Source organism: Streptococcus sp. NCTC 11567, from assembly GCF_902141215.1.
GTDB lineage: Bacteria > Bacillota > Bacilli > Lactobacillales > Streptococcaceae > Streptococcus > Streptococcus dysgalactiae.
The window spans coordinates 724,449-740,306 of record NZ_LR595857.1 but is presented as its reverse complement, the minus strand read 5'-3'; the positions used below and the strand labels follow the sequence as shown (position 1 = coordinate 740,306).

Annotated in this window: 13 protein-coding genes; 3 read left to right on the top strand and 10 right to left on the bottom strand. The window is 39.3% G+C overall.

Going from position 1 to position 15,858, the window contains the following annotated elements; genetic code table 11:
- Positions 1–44 precede the first annotated feature (44 nt).
- From FQT67_RS03865 to FQT67_RS03850, 4 genes are all read right to left on the bottom strand, one after another.
- A complete protein-coding gene (locus FQT67_RS03865) occupies positions 45–1,589 on the bottom strand; it encodes an MFS transporter (RefSeq protein WP_023079392.1) in 1,545 nt (514 codons plus the stop codon).
- 343 nt (positions 1,590–1,932) lie between these two features.
- Positions 1,933–3,192 carry a UDP-N-acetylglucosamine 1-carboxyvinyltransferase gene (locus tag FQT67_RS03860; RefSeq protein ID WP_015057793.1) on the bottom strand — a complete coding sequence of 420 codons (1,260 nt, stop codon included), beginning with the start codon at positions 3,190–3,192 and terminating at the stop codon, positions 1,933–1,935.
- A 188-nt stretch (positions 3,193–3,380) separates the two neighbouring features.
- A complete protein-coding gene (gene metK / locus FQT67_RS03855) occupies positions 3,381–4,577 on the bottom strand; it encodes a methionine adenosyltransferase (RefSeq protein ID WP_046176911.1) in 1,197 nt (398 codons plus the stop codon).
- Positions 4,578–5,071: 494 nt separating this feature from the next.
- Positions 5,072–7,438 carry a leucine-rich repeat domain-containing protein gene (locus FQT67_RS03850; RefSeq protein ID WP_046176912.1) on the bottom strand — a complete coding sequence of 789 codons (2,367 nt, stop codon included), beginning with the start codon at positions 7,436–7,438 and terminating at the stop codon, positions 5,072–5,074.
- Between the two features lie 175 nt (positions 7,439–7,613).
- Between FQT67_RS03850 and birA the strand changes: the two genes are divergently transcribed.
- Entirely contained in the window at positions 7,614–8,555 is a 942-nt protein-coding gene (gene birA / locus FQT67_RS03845; RefSeq protein WP_046176913.1) for a bifunctional biotin--[acetyl-CoA-carboxylase] ligase/biotin operon repressor BirA, read from the top strand.
- On the opposite strand, the gene FQT67_RS03840 is transcribed toward birA, so the two are convergent.
- From FQT67_RS03840 to FQT67_RS03830, 3 genes are all read right to left on the bottom strand, one after another.
- Complete coding sequence (locus FQT67_RS03840) at positions 8,530–8,733, bottom strand: DUF3272 family protein (RefSeq protein WP_080937719.1); 204 nt, start codon at positions 8,731–8,733, stop codon at positions 8,530–8,532. The genes birA and FQT67_RS03840 overlap by 26 nt on opposite strands.
- Positions 8,734–8,950: 217 nt before the next feature.
- Positions 8,951–10,630 carry a DNA polymerase III subunit gamma/tau gene (gene dnaX, locus FQT67_RS03835; protein ID WP_046176914.1) on the bottom strand — a complete coding sequence of 560 codons (1,680 nt, stop codon included), beginning with the start codon at positions 10,628–10,630 and terminating at the stop codon, positions 8,951–8,953.
- The gene (locus tag FQT67_RS03830) at positions 10,630–11,127 is read right to left on the bottom strand and encodes a GAF domain-containing protein (RefSeq protein WP_046176915.1); all 498 of its coding nucleotides are present in this window, start codon (positions 11,125–11,127) and stop codon (positions 10,630–10,632) included. Before FQT67_RS03830 ends, dnaX begins: the two co-directional genes overlap by 1 nt.
- 139 nt (positions 11,128–11,266) lie before the next feature.
- On the opposite strand from FQT67_RS03830, the gene FQT67_RS03825 reads away from it, so the two are divergent.
- Complete coding sequence (locus FQT67_RS03825; protein WP_046176916.1) at positions 11,267–12,082, top strand: PrsW family glutamic-type intramembrane protease; 816 nt, start codon at positions 11,267–11,269, stop codon at positions 12,080–12,082.
- A gap of 44 nt (positions 12,083–12,126) precedes the next feature.
- Here FQT67_RS03825 and FQT67_RS03820 read toward each other — a convergent pair whose 3' ends face one another.
- Both FQT67_RS03820 and udk read right to left on the bottom strand, forming a co-directional pair.
- Positions 12,127–12,399 carry a DUF1294 domain-containing protein gene (locus FQT67_RS03820; RefSeq protein WP_003062044.1) on the bottom strand — a complete coding sequence of 91 codons (273 nt, stop codon included), beginning with the start codon at positions 12,397–12,399 and terminating at the stop codon, positions 12,127–12,129.
- 60 nt (positions 12,400–12,459) lie between these two features.
- Positions 12,460–13,086 carry a uridine kinase gene (gene udk / locus FQT67_RS03815; RefSeq protein WP_003051479.1) on the bottom strand — a complete coding sequence of 209 codons (627 nt, stop codon included), beginning with the start codon at positions 13,084–13,086 and terminating at the stop codon, positions 12,460–12,462.
- A gap of 97 nt (positions 13,087–13,183) precedes the next feature.
- On the opposite strand from udk, the gene FQT67_RS03810 reads away from it, so the two are divergent.
- The gene (locus FQT67_RS03810; protein ID WP_046176917.1) at positions 13,184–14,269 is read left to right on the top strand and encodes a DEAD/DEAH box helicase; all 1,086 of its coding nucleotides are present in this window, start codon (positions 13,184–13,186) and stop codon (positions 14,267–14,269) included.
- A gap of 279 nt (positions 14,270–14,548) precedes the next feature.
- Here FQT67_RS03810 and FQT67_RS03805 read toward each other — a convergent pair whose 3' ends face one another.
- Positions 14,549–15,835 carry a polysaccharide deacetylase family protein gene (locus tag FQT67_RS03805; protein WP_046176918.1) on the bottom strand — a complete coding sequence of 429 codons (1,287 nt, stop codon included), beginning with the start codon at positions 15,833–15,835 and terminating at the stop codon, positions 14,549–14,551.
- Positions 15,836–15,858: the final 23 nt, after the last annotated feature.

Here is a 15,858-nt window from a genome sequence, read left to right as displayed (position 1 = left end):
AATAAAAAGAGTTGAGCACATCTTGCTCAACTCCTTCCAAACGACTAATCTTTATCAACTGGATATTTCGTTACATCAACGTAGTCCATATCTGACAATGGCACATTGCGAGCGATATCCTTCACGCGTTCTTTTGAACTTGCAGCTTTCATGACTTGAATTTTCTCTTGGATACGAACCATTTCTTCTTTATCCAGTTTGTAGAATCTCATCAAGAACAAGGCGACTGACAAGGCGACAAACGGAATACCAACTAAAAGAATAATGGTTGCCATTTTAAGTTCTGGTGTTAAAGGTGTTTCCATTGTTGGGAAAGCTTTGGCAAAACCAATTGTTGCAAGAACAGCTCCAACAACCATCGGTGCAAATGAAGAGGCGATAGAGTCTGTCAATGAGAAGATTGTTCCAATCATCCCTGACACATAACGACCTGATTCAGATGTTTCATAGTCTGAAATATCTGCCCCCATTGTTAACACCAAACCAGCCGGCGCTTGAGTAATGTAACGAGCCAACATGTAAGTAATGATAAAGCAGATAGTGTAAAGGTTAATGTTACTTAAACTCAAATCACCAACTTTACCAAAGTAAAGGACAACCCCAAAGGCAGCTAAGGCGATCAAACCAAATTGAAGTGACGCCACATATGAGAAACGAAGACCTTTTTTACGAGCAATATTTGAAATCAAAATGTTAATCAAAACACCTGGAATCACAAAAAGTAGTGAGAATTGACCTGACAAGGCATAGTTACCAAACACGATACCGTAAAGCATAACCATGACAACTGAGTCTCCAAAGAATTGCACGCTAAACTTAACGAGTGCTGCTGCAATTGACAAGACTTGAAGAGGTTTATTGCCTTTAATGACTTTCATGTAGTCTTTTAATTCTGTTTTTTGAGTATTTTCACCAAGACCGAAGTATTCTTTGTTGTCTTTAGACCAGATACCGATAACAGCCAATAATCCTAAAATAGCTGAAATAACGATTGTTCCATAGATAAGCACATTGAAGAATTCCAACGTGAAGTTACCAAATTTAGGAACCAAAAATCCTGAAACCACAAACTGTCCACCAGTCATCAAGGTTGTTAACATGACAGCATCCACAATGTTGAAAATGGGACGTTGTTTTGGATCATTCGTCAAGGCAGTTTGACCTGCTTTTGTGATGGTTTGTTGCATGGAATAACCAATTTTGTGAACAATCAATACCAAAATAAAGAGTGGGAAGCGCATCCCTTCGCTAACATTATTTAAAGCAAGTAATAGAATAAGCGATAGAGCCGTAATAATATTACCAGCAATTAAAATTGGGCGGTATTTCCCAAACTTAGTATCTGTTTTATCAATCATGATACCGATAGCTGGGTCAATAAAACCATCAAAGATACGAATATAACCCATGATTTGGCTAACAAAGATAGCTGCTAGCCCAAGAACACCTGTTGAAAAATAGGTGATAAACATGAAAGCAAATAGGTAAATGTTGGTAGATGTATTATTCAAGGCAAATAATACCAGTTGCCAAACTTTAGCTCGGTTATAGGTAACTTCCTCAACCCTTTGATCAATCGTTTTCTCCATCAGAGAAATCCCCCTTATATCCTAACACTTCACTGAAAGCGTTTTTATTTTTCTACATGTTTATCTTACTATTCATCTGATGATTTGTCAACACAATTTTAGTTATTTTTCGTCCTTTTTTTGAAAATAAGCTATATTTCAAGATTTAAAGTAAAATTCATCTGATAATTAATCACTAATCAAATAGAGTCATCAGACAATTGAGCAGCCTTCAAGAAAATGATTCCTGATGTGAAAAAGACTAATAAGTGGCAATTTAACCCTCAATAAGGGACTATTCCTTAACTTTCAGACCTCTCAATATAAGTTGTTTCATCAAAAAAAGAGAAGCCACTAGCTTCTCTTAGTCTTCGATTAATTGGATGTCCGCTCCTAATGCTGTCAATTTCGCAATAATATTAGCGTAACCTCTCAAGATAAACTCAATATTTGTGATCTCTGTCTTGCCTTCAGCCATCAAACCAGCTGTTACAAGAGCAGCTCCTGCTCGTAAATCAGTTGCCTTGACTTGAGTTCCTGTCAATTGAGCTGGCCCTTGATAGACAATTTTGCCACCAAGAACAGAAATATCAGCTCCCATACGCGCTAATTCTGGGACATGATTGATTCGTTTTTCGTAAATGGTATCAATAATACTGCCGCGCCCTTGGGTTTTTAACAATAGCGGAGTCAAAGGTTGTTGCAAATCTGTAGCAAAACCTGGATAAGGGGATGTTTTAAGGGTAACCGCTTTAAGATAATCTTGTTTTTCAACAAAGATAGCATCTTCTTCCACAGTCATTCTAACACCCATCTCTTCTAACTTGGCAATAAAACTTTCCAAGTGCTCATAGAGAACATTCGTTACCTTGACACCTTCTCCAATAGCTGCTGCTAAGGCAATATAAGTTCCTGCTTCAATACGATCTGGAATGACTTGATGTCTCGTTCCGTGAAGTTTGTCTACCCCTTCAATAGTAATGATATCTGTCCCTGCACCACGAATATGAGCCCCCATATTATTCAAAAGAGTTGCCACATCAATGATCTCAGGTTCACGCGCAGCATTTTCGATGACTGTTTTACCATCCGCTTTTGCAGCTGCAATCATTGTGTTAATGGTTGCACCAACACTAACCGTATCCATATAAATATGAGCCCCATGAATCTTATGACCATTTGTAGACAAATTCATGTTTTGACCTTCATAAGAAACCGTAGCTCCCATTGCTTCAAAAGCCTTTAAATGAAGATCAATCGGTCTTGGACCCAAATCACAGCCACCTGGCAAGCCAACAACAGCTTGTCCAAAACGTCCCAACAGACTACCATAAAAATAATACGATGCTCGAAGGCTATTGATTTTGCCATAAGGCATTGGAATATCTTGTACCCCTCTAGGATCGATTTCTAAGGTGTCACCATGGTAGTTAACCTTAGCACCCATTAGTTCCATGATTTCAATCAAACTATCAACATCACTAATAGCAGGAACACCGTCCAAGGTTACAATATCATCTGCCAAGATAATGGCAGGGATAAGGGCAACAACACTATTTTTTGCTCCTGAGACAGCCACTTCCCCGGACAAGGCTTTTCCGCCATTAATAACAATTTTACGCATACATCCAAAACTTTCTTATACTAGAATTCAACCTTTTTATTTTATCACAAATCATGTCACCTGACAAATATCGACGTCTAAATTTTTAATCTTTTCTTAGAAAGAGTCCTTAAAATCCCCCTTTTGAACCACAAAAAAACAGGAATAACTAATGATAGCTACCCCTGCTTTTCAACTTCTATCAACAATTAAGATAAGGTTTTAACAACCTCTGTTAACGCTTCAACTTTATCTAAACGTTCCCATGGCAAATCAATATCAGTTCTTCCCATATGACCATAGGCAGCCGTTTGTTTGTAAATCGGACGTTTTAAATCTAGCATCTGAATAATACCCGCTGGGCGCAAATCAAAGATCTGACGAACAGCAGCTTCTAAAATTCCTTCTGAAACTGTAGATGTTCCAAACGTATCCACACGGACAGAAACAGGCTGAGCAACTCCAATCGCATAAGCTAGTTGGACTTCAGCTTTCGTCGCAAGACCTGCTGCAACAAGGTTCTTAGCAATATAGCGTGCTGCGTAAGAAGCCGAACGGTCTACTTTTGTCGCATCCTTACCTGAAAAAGCTCCACCACCGTGACGAGAGTAACCACCATAAGTATCCACAATAATCTTACGACCGGTCAACCCAGAGTCTCCTTGCGGACCTCCAATAACAAAACGACCTGTTGGGTTAATGAAGAGTTTTGTGTCGTCATCTAAATAGTTGGCTGGGATAACAGCCTTGATTACTTTTTCAATCACATCCTGACGAATCTGGTCATTGGTTGCCTCTGGATTGTGTTGTGTTGAGATGACCACAGTATCTACACGGACAGGTTTATCGTGTTCATCGTACTCAACTGTCACTTGAGATTTAGCATCTGGACGTAGATAACTAATCTCACCTGACTTGCGTAACTCCGCCAAGCGACGCACCAATTGGTGGGATAAGGAAATTGGTAACGGCATCAATTCTGGTGTTTCATTGATGGCAAAACCAAACATGAGCCCTTGGTCACCTGCACCAATATGGCTAAGGTCATCAGTATCACCTTCTCTGCTTTCAAGAGCTTCGTTAACCCCTTGAGCAATATCTCCTGATTGTTCCACAAGAGATGGATGAACTCCAACTGATTCTGCTGAAAAGCCGTATTCTGCTTCGGTGTAACCAATTTCTGCAATGGTGTCACGAACCACACGGTTAATATCAACATAAGCAGTTGTTGAGATTTCTCCAAAAACATGAACAGAACCAGTATAAACACAGGTTTCTGCTGCTACATGGGCTTCTGGATCTTCTGCTAAAATGGCATCTAAAATAGCATCTGAAATTTGGTCTGCAATCTTATCTGGATGCCCCTCAGATACGGATTCAGACGTGAAAAGTTTACGTTCTGACATAAAAATGTCCCCCCTATAAATGTATTGTCTCAAAAAGAGATGATGACTGTTCGTTCCATAAAGGTTTAGATGACACCGATATTATGACATAGTATAGAAGTCATCCATCAAACCAACAAGTCATTTTAGGTAGACCAATTGACGCGTCTACCATGCCTATTACCTGACCTTGGTCATCAATAGGTGTAGCGAGTTACAAAGAATCCAACCAGCATGGTTTCCCATGCCTCTTGCAATCAAACTAGTGATCAACGCTCCTACACCGATAATATCAGTTGTTTCGGAATGACTAACACTAATACAATAGCCAGATAGGTTGTCTTATCGGGACTCAATAACAATCTATTATAACATGTTTTAGTATTTTACGTGCTATTCATTTCACATATTCTTCTATTTATTTGTAAAACCCCTCAAGAATAGCTTGAGGGGTTCTTAAATAAGTAAACGAAGTACTTCATCATTGCCTTATAATGACTATATTTTAAGGAAGCTTAATGAGCGTGATGGTGCGCTTCCTCAGTTTTTTCCTCACCTTCATGCGCATGCTCCTGGTCATGATGGTCTTCATGCTCGTTTGCGTGATCTTCGTCGTGATCATGACCGTGATGATGATCATGCGAATCTTGAGCACTTTCTTCTGCTGGAGCAGGCATAGCTGCTTTTTCGTCAGCCGTACCGTTACCTACCATAGACCCTTCTTGAACCGCAGGGAAATTTTTAGCAATCGCTTCTGGAATATGCTGCTCATTCAATTTAAGATCTGACAAAGGAATCTGATTATGACTAATGTCAATATTGGTAATCGTTTTATTTGGTTCAGACAAGTTGACATTTGTTAATTGGTTTTTAGACACGCTTAAAATATCAAGTGCTGTAAAGTCATTAACACCTTCTAGTGAAGTCAATTGGTTTCCTGTCACATCCAAGAAAGTTAATGAGCCTTGTTTATCTTTGAGCACAAGCGACTTGATTTGATTTCCTTCTGCTTCTACTCTCACAATGACGCTACTTGCTTCAATACCTTCAAGAGATTGCAATTGCGCACGGTTAATAGATAAGCTAGATAGATTAGGATTATTTTTCAAGAAATCCAAATGAGAAACCTTGGTATCATTGACCATTAACGTTTCTAATTTGGGTGCTTGAAGTGTTGCTAAGTCAACATCAGCATTTCTTGATAAATCAACAACCGTCAATGATTCTTTATGAGAAACAGGGCTTAAATCTGTAATCTGATTATTATCAATGTGCAATTCTTGCAATTGATGTAACGATGCCAGTGGGCTTAAATCAGAAATCTTATTATTACTCAATACGAGGAATTTGAGATTTGGTAATTGACCAAGCGGCCTAATATCTTCAATACCATTATCAGCAGCCGCTACTAGAGTTAAGTTTTTATATTTGCTCAAGAAACTAATATCTTTGAGATTGTTTTGTGAAATATCAATGCCTTCTAACTGTGGCATATTATCCAAAAATCTATAATCAGTCACCCCTGTTTTTGTCATTAACAACTGTTTCAATTTTTTAAATTGCAAAACAGGTGAGATATCTTTGATTGGTGTAAAGCCAATTCCTAAAGTTTCTAAGTTGGGTAACAGTGAAAGTCCTTTACGTTGCAAAGGATCTTTACGGCTGCCCAAGTCAAGTTTGATAACCGTTGCTAACCATTCTTTCATCTTATTCGGATCTTTTTCATTTGATGGGAATGGGGTTGGAGCATCGTGAGTGCGAACGATATCCAAAATCACTTCTTCATCAAACCCTAAGGCACGCAAGGTATTCATTCCAACCTTATGTTTTTCCAATTCACGGGCATGCTCAATAGCATGTGGATCTGGAATGTCTTTTCCGATTTCAATATCAGATAACATCAATACGTGTGCGTGGTCATGGTGAGGGTATTCCAAACCAAGTTTACCGTCTTGTGTTTCCACACGTTTAATAGTTGATGGATCAATGCCCAATTTTTCTGCCAGATAAGCTAATTTTTCTTGATATTCTTTTTCACGATTTGCTTGTTCTTGTGTCTGATTAGGTTCTGTTAGTTTATCTGCTTTTTTAGCAGGATCGTATTGATCTGCAACATGTGCCCAACCACCTTGACGAAGGTCAGCAAAAGAAATAGGGTGCAAGTGGCCATCATGATCAACAAGGATACTGTCTTTAGTAACCCCAACAATACCTTGACCATTAAACTTAAAGCCATCCGATGTCGGGAAATGTAATCCTGGAATCCCCTTGGCGGTAGTGGTAGAAACAGGTCCTGTGGTCTGTGGCAAACGATTGGCAACCTCTTTTGCTTGTGTTTGCACATGGCCTGGCAAACTTGACTTCAAAATATAATGAAAATGATCCCCGTGACGAACCGTGTAACCCAGGGCATCTTCAGCAACAATATCAGCCGGGTTAAATTCATAATGATGATGAGCACCTGAGGCTTTCCCATTTACTTGCGCATGTGATTGCTGAGCACCGGCTGGTTTAGTCACGTTTGCCCCTTTAGGAATGAGGTATTCAAATGGACTACCTTTTAAATCAGCATAGAAAACAAAATGCGAATGGCCATCATGGTCCACAATGATTCCCTGATCCGTTTTTGATAAGATTTTAGAATCTTTTGTTAAGAGAAACCCATCATCTGTTGGGAAATCAACGCCGGCAACCCCTTTACGTTCTTTTTTACCTTCTCTAGCCTTTTTAACTGATTTTGCCTTCTTTGACATCACTTTTTTGCTAGTTTGTTTGGTTTTAGGTTGATCAGACTGATGACTCGACTGAGATTGACAAGCCGCTAAGCATAATTGACATGTTAAGAATAAGCCTGCTATGGCCATTATTTTTTTAGATTTCACGTTATTCCTCCATAAGTTAACCAGTTAATCATAAGGTTAACTAGTTAATTATAACAGAAAAAAATAGTTTTGCAATCTTTTTTTTAGATTTAAGTGACTTTATTAAAATTAACTAAAAAGTCAGCTTTCTCTCTTTTTCACTTGAAATCTAACGCCTTTATACTATACTAGAAATATGAAAACATCTGAAAAAATTTACCAACTACTGTCTCAAACTGATGACTTTATCAGTGGCGAATACCTAGCTGAGCAACTCAACCTTTCTCGCACATCTGTCTGGAAGTCTATTAAAAGTCTCGAAAACCAGGGGATTCAAATTGATTCTTTAAAACACAAGGGCTACCGCATGGTGCAAGGTGATATTTTATTACCCAAAACCATTAGCCAAGGACTTGGGATGCCAGTCACCTATACCCCTCACAGCCAATCTACCCAATTAGATGCCAAACAAGGAATCGAAGCTCATAACAGCGCTCCCAGACTTTATTTAGCTCCTAGCCAACAATCAGCCAAGGGACGCTTGGAACGTCAGTTCTTTGCTGCTAAAAATGGCGGTATCTACATGTCGCTACACTTGAGACCAAATATTCCCTATGCCGATATGCCGCCTTATACGATGATGGTCGCTTCTAGCATCGTCAAGGCCATCTCGAGATTAACGGGTATCGATACCGAAATCAAATGGGTCAATGATATTTATCTGGGTAAACATAAAATCGCAGGTATTTTAACAGAAGCCATCACATCTGTTGAAACCGGGTTGATCACTGATGTGATTATTGGTGTTGGCCTCAACTTTTTTGTCACCAACTTCCCAGAAGCCATTGCTCAAAAGGCAGGTTCCCTCTTTACCCAAAAACCAAGCATCACACGCAACGACCTAATCATCGACATTTGGAAACTTTTCTTATCCATCCCTGTCAAAGACCATGTTAAAGTCTACAAAGAAAAATCACTTGTTCTCAATAAACAAGTGACCTTTGTGGAAAATAATCAGGAAAAACGTGCGACTGCTATTGATCTGACAGATCAAGGACACCTCATTGTACAGTTTGAAAATGGTGACCTCCAAACCCTTCGAAGCGGTGAAATCAGTCTTTCTTCTTGGGAGAATTAGCCGCTTTTAAAATGGTTTTAGTCAATTGGTTAATGGCATGCACTCGTCTTAAATCCCTAAAGAGCAACAAGCCCCAAAATAAAGCGAAGAGATAATTTCCAGAGAGCAACAGGTCATTAAAAAAATAGGTTTCAAAGGCACATACAAAGGCCATAAAAAGAAATTGTCGAATACTCATAACCCTATTATAACAGAAAAAAATGATTCTATGAAGAATCCACACAGATTGATGCTGACTTGGATACCCAAGAAAGCATCAATCTTTTTTGGTTTCACTTCTACTATTAGAGGATTGGCTAGAAAAACGATCTTGGTATATTAGATAAAAAAAACGCTAAAGATAAGCCCAATAGGCTTACCTTTAGCGTTACTGATTCATTAACAGCTAATAATGTTTAATCCTCAACGGCATTAATTTTATCAACTAGAAAATCAAAGCCTTCTGGAATCTCAAGGGTTTCTTCTATCGTCTCTTCTGTAGGGTCAGAATCCTTTTGAGTTTTCAATTGTAAGGCAAACTCAGAACGAATGTGATGAAAGTCAGCTTTAGGGACTGCCAAAATATTAGGTGAGAAACCTGCTGCCTTGCTCATAATGTTGCCGAACATCGCATTCAAATCAGTACGCTTCATTGCTTGCTCAGCATTAAAAGCAGCTTCAAAAGCTAAAATAGCATTCTCACTATTGGCCAGAACAGGCTCTGATCCCATTAGTAAGGCTCTATCTTGAGCTGAGATACTGTCTAAAATTTCATTCCAAGCTGTTTTTAGGGCATCCAAGTATTGGCGTGATTGCTGACTATCTTGAACCGTTTCTTCCATGATTTTCAGTATTTTCACCCGATCAATCTTGTAAGTGGTTAGTTTCGGTTTAGCCTGTGCTGGTTTTGCAGGAGCATGTGAGGGACTGGCTTGCAATTGTGCCAAGGCTTGCTTAAGCTGATCAAGTTCACGTTTAAGTCCCTCAATTTCAGTCGTCACATCTGATGACAAACCTGATGGTAACGCTACTCCTTCTTCTTTAGCTAGCTGAATAGTCATCATTTCAACATAAATACGTGGGTGAGTTCCTTTTTTGATTTCTGGCAAATGGTTGGTCACTACCGCTATCATTTGAAAGATACGCTCCATTGGCAACGACAAATTGGTATCAAAAAGAGCTGATTGTCGCTGATTGTCACCACCAGCCTTCACTACCAGTAAATCCCGCAGATAAGTTAACAAGTCCGTTGCAAAACGGCTCATGCTTTTGCCACTATCATAAATAGTCTCTAAAGCTTGGAGTGCTTGAGTTGCTTGATTTTCCATCAGATGCTGAACGTAGTCATCTAATGCCACCATAGAAATAGAACCTGTAATTTCTTCTGCAATCGCCATAGTTACCTGGTCATCTGGTGACAAGCTCAAAGCCTGATCTAGAATAGATAAGGCATCTCGCATTCCCCCTTCTGCCCGCCTAGCAATGAGATTCAAGGCGTCCACTTCATAAGTTAGACCTTCTTTATCTAGAATACTTGCCAGATGCTCACGAATTGCCCTTTGCTTAATCGCTTTAAATTCAAAACGTTGCACACGCGATAAAATAGTAGCCGGAATTTTATGCAATTCCGTTGTTGCTAGGATAAAAACGACATTTTCCGTTGGCTCTTCCAAGGTTTTTAACAGGGCATTAAAGGCCCCTGTTGATAGCATGTGAACCTCATCAATAATATAAACCTTGTACGTCGCACGACTTGGTGCGTAGGTTGATTTATCTCGAATATCGCGAATTTCATCAACACCATTGTTAGAAGCTGCATCAATTTCAATCACATCTTCCAAGCTACCATTCGTGATATCTCGGCAAATGTCACACTGATTACATGGCTCCCCATTGACTTGATTAGGGCAATTCATAGCTTTAGCAAAAATCTTTGCAGCACTCGTTTTACCAGTCCCTCGAGGGCCTGAAAAGAGATAAGCATGGCTGATCTTCCCCGATTCAACAGCCTGCTTTAAGGTGGTGGAAATAACAGATTGTCCTACCATTTCGTCAAACGTTTGACTCCGGTATTTCCGGTAAAGGGCTTGATACATTAGTTTTCAACTCCAAACATGTCAAAAGCAAAGGTGGTTTTCTCGAGAAGTATTGCCACAAAGGCTTCCAGGTATTTTTGATCAATAGCATCATAGTCCGCCACTAGGCTAGAATCCAAATCCAAGACTCCCACCAGACAGTCATCTTTTACCATTGGGACAACAATCTCACTCATAGCTGCTGCATCACAGGAAATATAGTTGGCATGCTGCTTCACATCATCTACAATAATGGTACGACGAGACTGAGCCGATTCACCACAAACCCCTTTACCGAGATTAATGTGGACACATGAAACACCGCCCTGAAAAGGCCCCAAAATTAACTCCTGCCCATCAAAAAGATAAAAGCCCGCAAAAACAGAGTTGGGAAGGGCCATTTTCAAAAGGGCACTCGCATTTGACAAGTTCGCCAGGGCATTAGTCTCATTAGCAAACAGCCCCTGTGCCTGTGCTAATAATAGTTGGTATTGTTCAATTTTTTTGCTCTTATTCATACTAAATATTATAACACACCTAGGTCGTTTCAAGTATTTTTTTCAGTGCTTATTCGACTTTATAATCTCTAGTTTTTCAAGATGACTTGTGGTATACTTTTTAGTATTAAACACACCATACAAGATTTAGGAGGTCTCTGTGAAACGACTGATACATTCCAAATGGCTCTTACCGAGTCTCTTTATTGCCCTTGTTCTCAACGGCATTGAATTTGAACTTTTAGGACTCTTATCCGATGTCCCAACTTATCAAGCGGCCTCTGCTCTTATTTTGGCTACTAGTCTCTTTGGCCTTTACCTGATTCCTTTTTCCGTGGGCATTTGCTATCTCGCCAAACGCTACCAAATGTCTGGATTTCTTATCGCTGTTGCCTCCCTAGGGGGAACTTATATCTCAGGATTTCTAGCCTCATATGGTAACCAATGGGTGGGGCAATTGGGGTCTCATGTTATCCCTTCAACATCTTTTGTAAGTCATTGGAACGATGCCTTAACGGCTCCTATTGTTGAAGAACCTATTAAAGCCTTTGCAGCTATTTTAGTCATCTCTCTCTTTCCAACTATTTCTCTTAAAGAAAAGTTTGTTGTCGCCTTACTAGCAGGTATGGGCTTCCAATTAACAGAAGACATCAGCTACCTTAGCCAAGCAGCTAGCAAATCTCTAGACAGCCTTTTACCGACTGCTCTTGAGCGCATCAGTGGTGCTGCCACCTCACACTGGGTCTATACTGCCATCTTTACTATGGGACTTTACCTGCTTCTCAAAGGCTCTACGACCTTTTCTAGACGTCAGAAGCTTTTCTGGCTGCTAAGCCCACTAGTCTTGCACTTTATTTGGGACTCTCCTCTTACCAATTTCAGTGGTCTTACGATTATCTTGGGAACATTGACGCTACTAATCTTTATCAACCTTTTTCAAAAAATCGATGCTTTGGACTCCAATAAGCGTTTATAGACAAACAAAACTCCTTAACCATGACAGAGATGGTTAAGAAGTTTTTAATAATTAGCTGTGCTAATCATATAGGTAACTAACAAGCCAAGCAACATTCCCAAATACCAGGTTAAGACGAAATACCATTTTCGTGTTTTGTGATGACAATAGTTAGCCGCTAACCAGGCCCCAAAACCTCCACAAGCAAGGGTTACCAGTAATAAAGTTTTTTCACTAATGCGCCACTGTCCTCTAACTGCCCTTCTCTTATCTAAGACATATAAGATGAAAACTATGCTATTCCATACAAGAGCACCTATTAACCAGATCTGTAACATCCTTTCCTCCTTTCCCTGATACTAAAAAAAGCAGATTGAAGTAATCCGCTCAGTTATGAATTAGACTTCACCAAGGATACTAGCAATCTTAGTGTTAATGAGATCAATAGCAACGACATTGCTGACCCCTTCAGGAATAACAATATCAGCATAGCGTTTACTTGGCTCAATAAACTGATGATACATAGGCTTTACCACGCTTGTGTACTGATCAATAATACTTTCTAAGCTTCTGCCACGTTCCATCATGTCACGCTTAATACGACGAATAATACGAATATCGTCATCTGTGTCTACAAAGAGCTTGATATCCATTAACTCACGAAGACGCTCATCCTCCAAAACCAAGATCCCTTCAACAATAATAACATCTTGAGGATCTTGACGGAAGGTCTTGTCACTACGGGTATGCTTTTTGTAATCATAAATTGGAATATCCACTGGTCGACCAGCTAATAATTCTTTTAATTGTTGAATCATAAAATCTGTATCAAAAGCTAGAGGATGGTCATAATTGGTCTTGACCCTTTCTTCAAAACTCATGTGAGACTGATCTTTATAGTAAGAATCGTGTTGAATCATTGCAATACGAGCATTTGGAAAACTGTCCAAAATAGCACGTGACACACTTGTTTTACCGCCACCTGAACCACCAGTTACACCAATAATAATCGGTTTTTTAAGCATTTTAAACTCCAAATCTAAAAAGTCTTTCTCACTATTTTACCAAAATTGAGACTATAATGCTATAATGAATATAGAAACAATAGTAAAAGGAAGACGCATGATCACTAAATTTCCCCCTCAATGGCAAGAAAAACTTGACCAAGTTGCATTTACCCATTTAACGCCAATCCAAGAACAGGCTTTCCAGCCTATTTTTGATGGCAAAAACCTCCTTGGCGTCAGTCCAACTGGAACAGGTAAAACCTTAGCTTATCTTTTCCCCACTCTTTTAACCCTGACTCCTAAAAAATCACAACAACTTCTTATCTTAGCCCCTAACACCGAATTAGCCGGCCAAATTTTTGAGGTCGCAAAGGAATGGGCAGAGCCATTAGGCTTAACCGCACAACTCTTTATTTCTGGGACCAGTCAAAAACGCCAAATCGAACGTCTCAAAAAAGGGTCAGAAATTCTGATTGGAACACCTGGCCGTATTTTTGAACTCATTAAATTGAAAAAAATCAAAATGATGTCAGTCAATACCATTATACTAGACGAATACGATGAATTATTGAGCGACTCTCAGTATGATTTTGTCCAAAGAATTAGCCGCTATGTTCCTCGTGACCATCAAATAGTATACATGAGCGCTACCAACAAGGTCGATCAAACTTCCTTAGAAGAGAATACTTTATTAATAGATCTTTCCGAGCAAACCAACGATGCTATTCAGCATTTTTACTTGATGACGGATAAACGCGAACGTACAGATTTATTGCGAAAATTTGCTAATATCCCTGACTTTAGGGCTTTGGTTTTTTTCAATAGTTTATCTGATTTGGGTGCTACGGAGGAACGCCTCCAATATAATGGAGCTGCTGCGGTTTCCTTAGCGAGTGACATTAATGTCAAATTCCGTAAAACCATTCTCGAAAAATTCAAATCCCACCAACTTTCTTTATTGCTAGCTACGGACCTTGTTGCTCGGGGCATTGATATTGATAATCTTGAGTATGTTATTCATTTTGATGTTGCTCGGGATAAGGAAAATTATACTCACAGAGCTGGACGAACCGGCCGTATGGGAAAATCTGGCATCGTTATTACCTTTGTTAGCCACCCTGAGGACATCAAAAAGTTAAAAAAATTCGCCAAAGTATCTGAAATTCAACTCAGAAACCAACAACTTCTCCCCAAAAAATAATGACTACTCCTAACATACTCTATTAAAATACCATCGATAGACGCTGAGGGATAAAGCCATAAGATTCTACTCTTCTTAGCTCTCTCGGGGGAAGGTAACACAACCATTTCCAAAATACCAATGACTTAAACGCCAACTGTGTGGGAAAGTGAAGCATTGAACTAGCTGTATCCTCCAGAATCCAAGCCAAAATCTACAAAAATCCCCCAACTTTATCAGTGAAAAGTTAGGGGATTTTTTGATTAACGTCAAATGAAGAAACACCGATTCCCTTAATTCTTAATGCTGGTTATAAAGGTCTGAAACAGTCACACATTGATACCCTTCAGCCTTAAGGTATTCCATAACAGTGGGAAGAGCATTCACTGTCGTCTGATGAATATCATGCATTAAAACAACGCCGCCAGGTTGTAACTGCTTTTTAATATTGTCCATAATTCCTGCCGTACTGTGGTTTTCCCAATCCCTTGTATCAACGGTCCACAACATTTGTGCCAAACCTGAAGCCCGCTGCACGGTGTCATTAGTTGCACCATAAGGAGGCCTTAGATACAAGGGTTTCTTTCCACAAGCCTTGCTAATGGCTTGATTAGTAGCGTTCACCTGATATTGAATCTGATCCACTGTCAATTTAGTCAAGTTAGGATGATCCCAAGAATGGTTCCCAATCTCATGCCCTGCTTCACTCACCCGTTTGACTAGAGCTTCATTACCAGCAACCTTAGACCCCATCATAAAGAAAGTCCCCTTAGCTTGATACTTGGCCAAAATATCTAGTACTTGAGGCGTTGTGCGTGGATCAGGACCGTCATCAAAGGTTAAAGCCACTAATTTTTGAGGGTGTTTAGCTTCTTCCTCTGCTTTTTTCTGAGCTATATACTCATCATAAGCTACCTTATCTGCAGTATCCAGAAAGTCTGGATTAATCACGTCAAATAAACGTGATAAAGGAATACTAAGTCCCTCTCCTAAAACCAAGTGACCTGCACTCACATCAAAGTGGTCAGTGACTAGATGGTTACTTTCACTCAACTGATCATCAGCTGTTACATGAAAAGCTTTATCAGGGTACCTTTTTTCTATCTCTTGACTAATTCTTTCAAGACGTCCTGACACCAAGTCTTTCAACGCAAACCGTTGAAAATCATCTGTCACATGATAAGAACTAACAACTTTTTCTGATACTTTTTTCAAATGAAACCATTTTTTCTGATAAACTTTCTTTGAAATTGTCATTTTATGAATGCCTTTTAATTGTGATGGATGCCATTCAGGTTTCAATAAAATAACTGCTTTGTCAACTGGCTCACCCTTATACATGGAAACCGGTAAATTGTTGACAAAAAAGTCGTCTGCATTGGTTAGAGGTGAAAAATAATAATAATCCTTTTGATCCACTTTGATTTTCTTAACAGATTTAATGGTTACCTGTGATGACTTCTTCTTTTCAGCTAAAACCAACTGATGACTCTCTTTTTTGATTTCCCACTGGTTAACAGAAATGAAAATCAAACCCAACAGTACTATACTTAATAAACTAACGAGAATAAGATTAATTTTTTTCACGTGTTGCCTCCTATTGTATCACC

What these genes read in the sequence shown, in the direction of transcription:
- metK (WP_046176911.1), bottom strand. Translation starts at nt 4,577, where the DNA reads ATGTCAGAACGTAAACTTTTCACGTCTGAATCCGTATCTGAGGGGCAT.
- FQT67_RS03810 (WP_046176917.1), top strand. Translation starts at nt 13,184, where the DNA reads ATGATCACTAAATTTCCCCCTCAATGGCAAGAAAAACTTGACCAAGTT.
- FQT67_RS03860 (WP_015057793.1), bottom strand. Translation starts at nt 3,192, where the DNA reads ATGCGTAAAATTGTTATTAATGGCGGAAAAGCCTTGTCCGGGGAAGTG.
- udk (WP_003051479.1), bottom strand. Translation starts at nt 13,086, where the DNA reads ATGCTTAAAAAACCGATTATTATTGGTGTAACTGGTGGTTCAGGTGGC.
- FQT67_RS03865 (WP_023079392.1), bottom strand. Translation starts at nt 1,589, where the DNA reads ATGGAGAAAACGATTGATCAAAGGGTTGAGGAAGTTACCTATAACCGA.
- FQT67_RS03830 (WP_046176915.1), bottom strand. Translation starts at nt 11,127, where the DNA reads ATGAATAAGAGCAAAAAAATTGAACAATACCAACTATTATTAGCACAG.
- birA (WP_046176913.1), top strand. Translation starts at nt 7,614, where the DNA reads ATGAAAACATCTGAAAAAATTTACCAACTACTGTCTCAAACTGATGAC.
- dnaX (WP_046176914.1), bottom strand. Translation starts at nt 10,630, where the DNA reads ATGTATCAAGCCCTTTACCGGAAATACCGGAGTCAAACGTTTGACGAA.
- FQT67_RS03840 (WP_080937719.1), bottom strand. Translation starts at nt 8,733, where the DNA reads ATGAGTATTCGACAATTTCTTTTTATGGCCTTTGTATGTGCCTTTGAA.
- FQT67_RS03820 (WP_003062044.1), bottom strand. Translation starts at nt 12,399, where the DNA reads ATGTTACAGATCTGGTTAATAGGTGCTCTTGTATGGAATAGCATAGTT.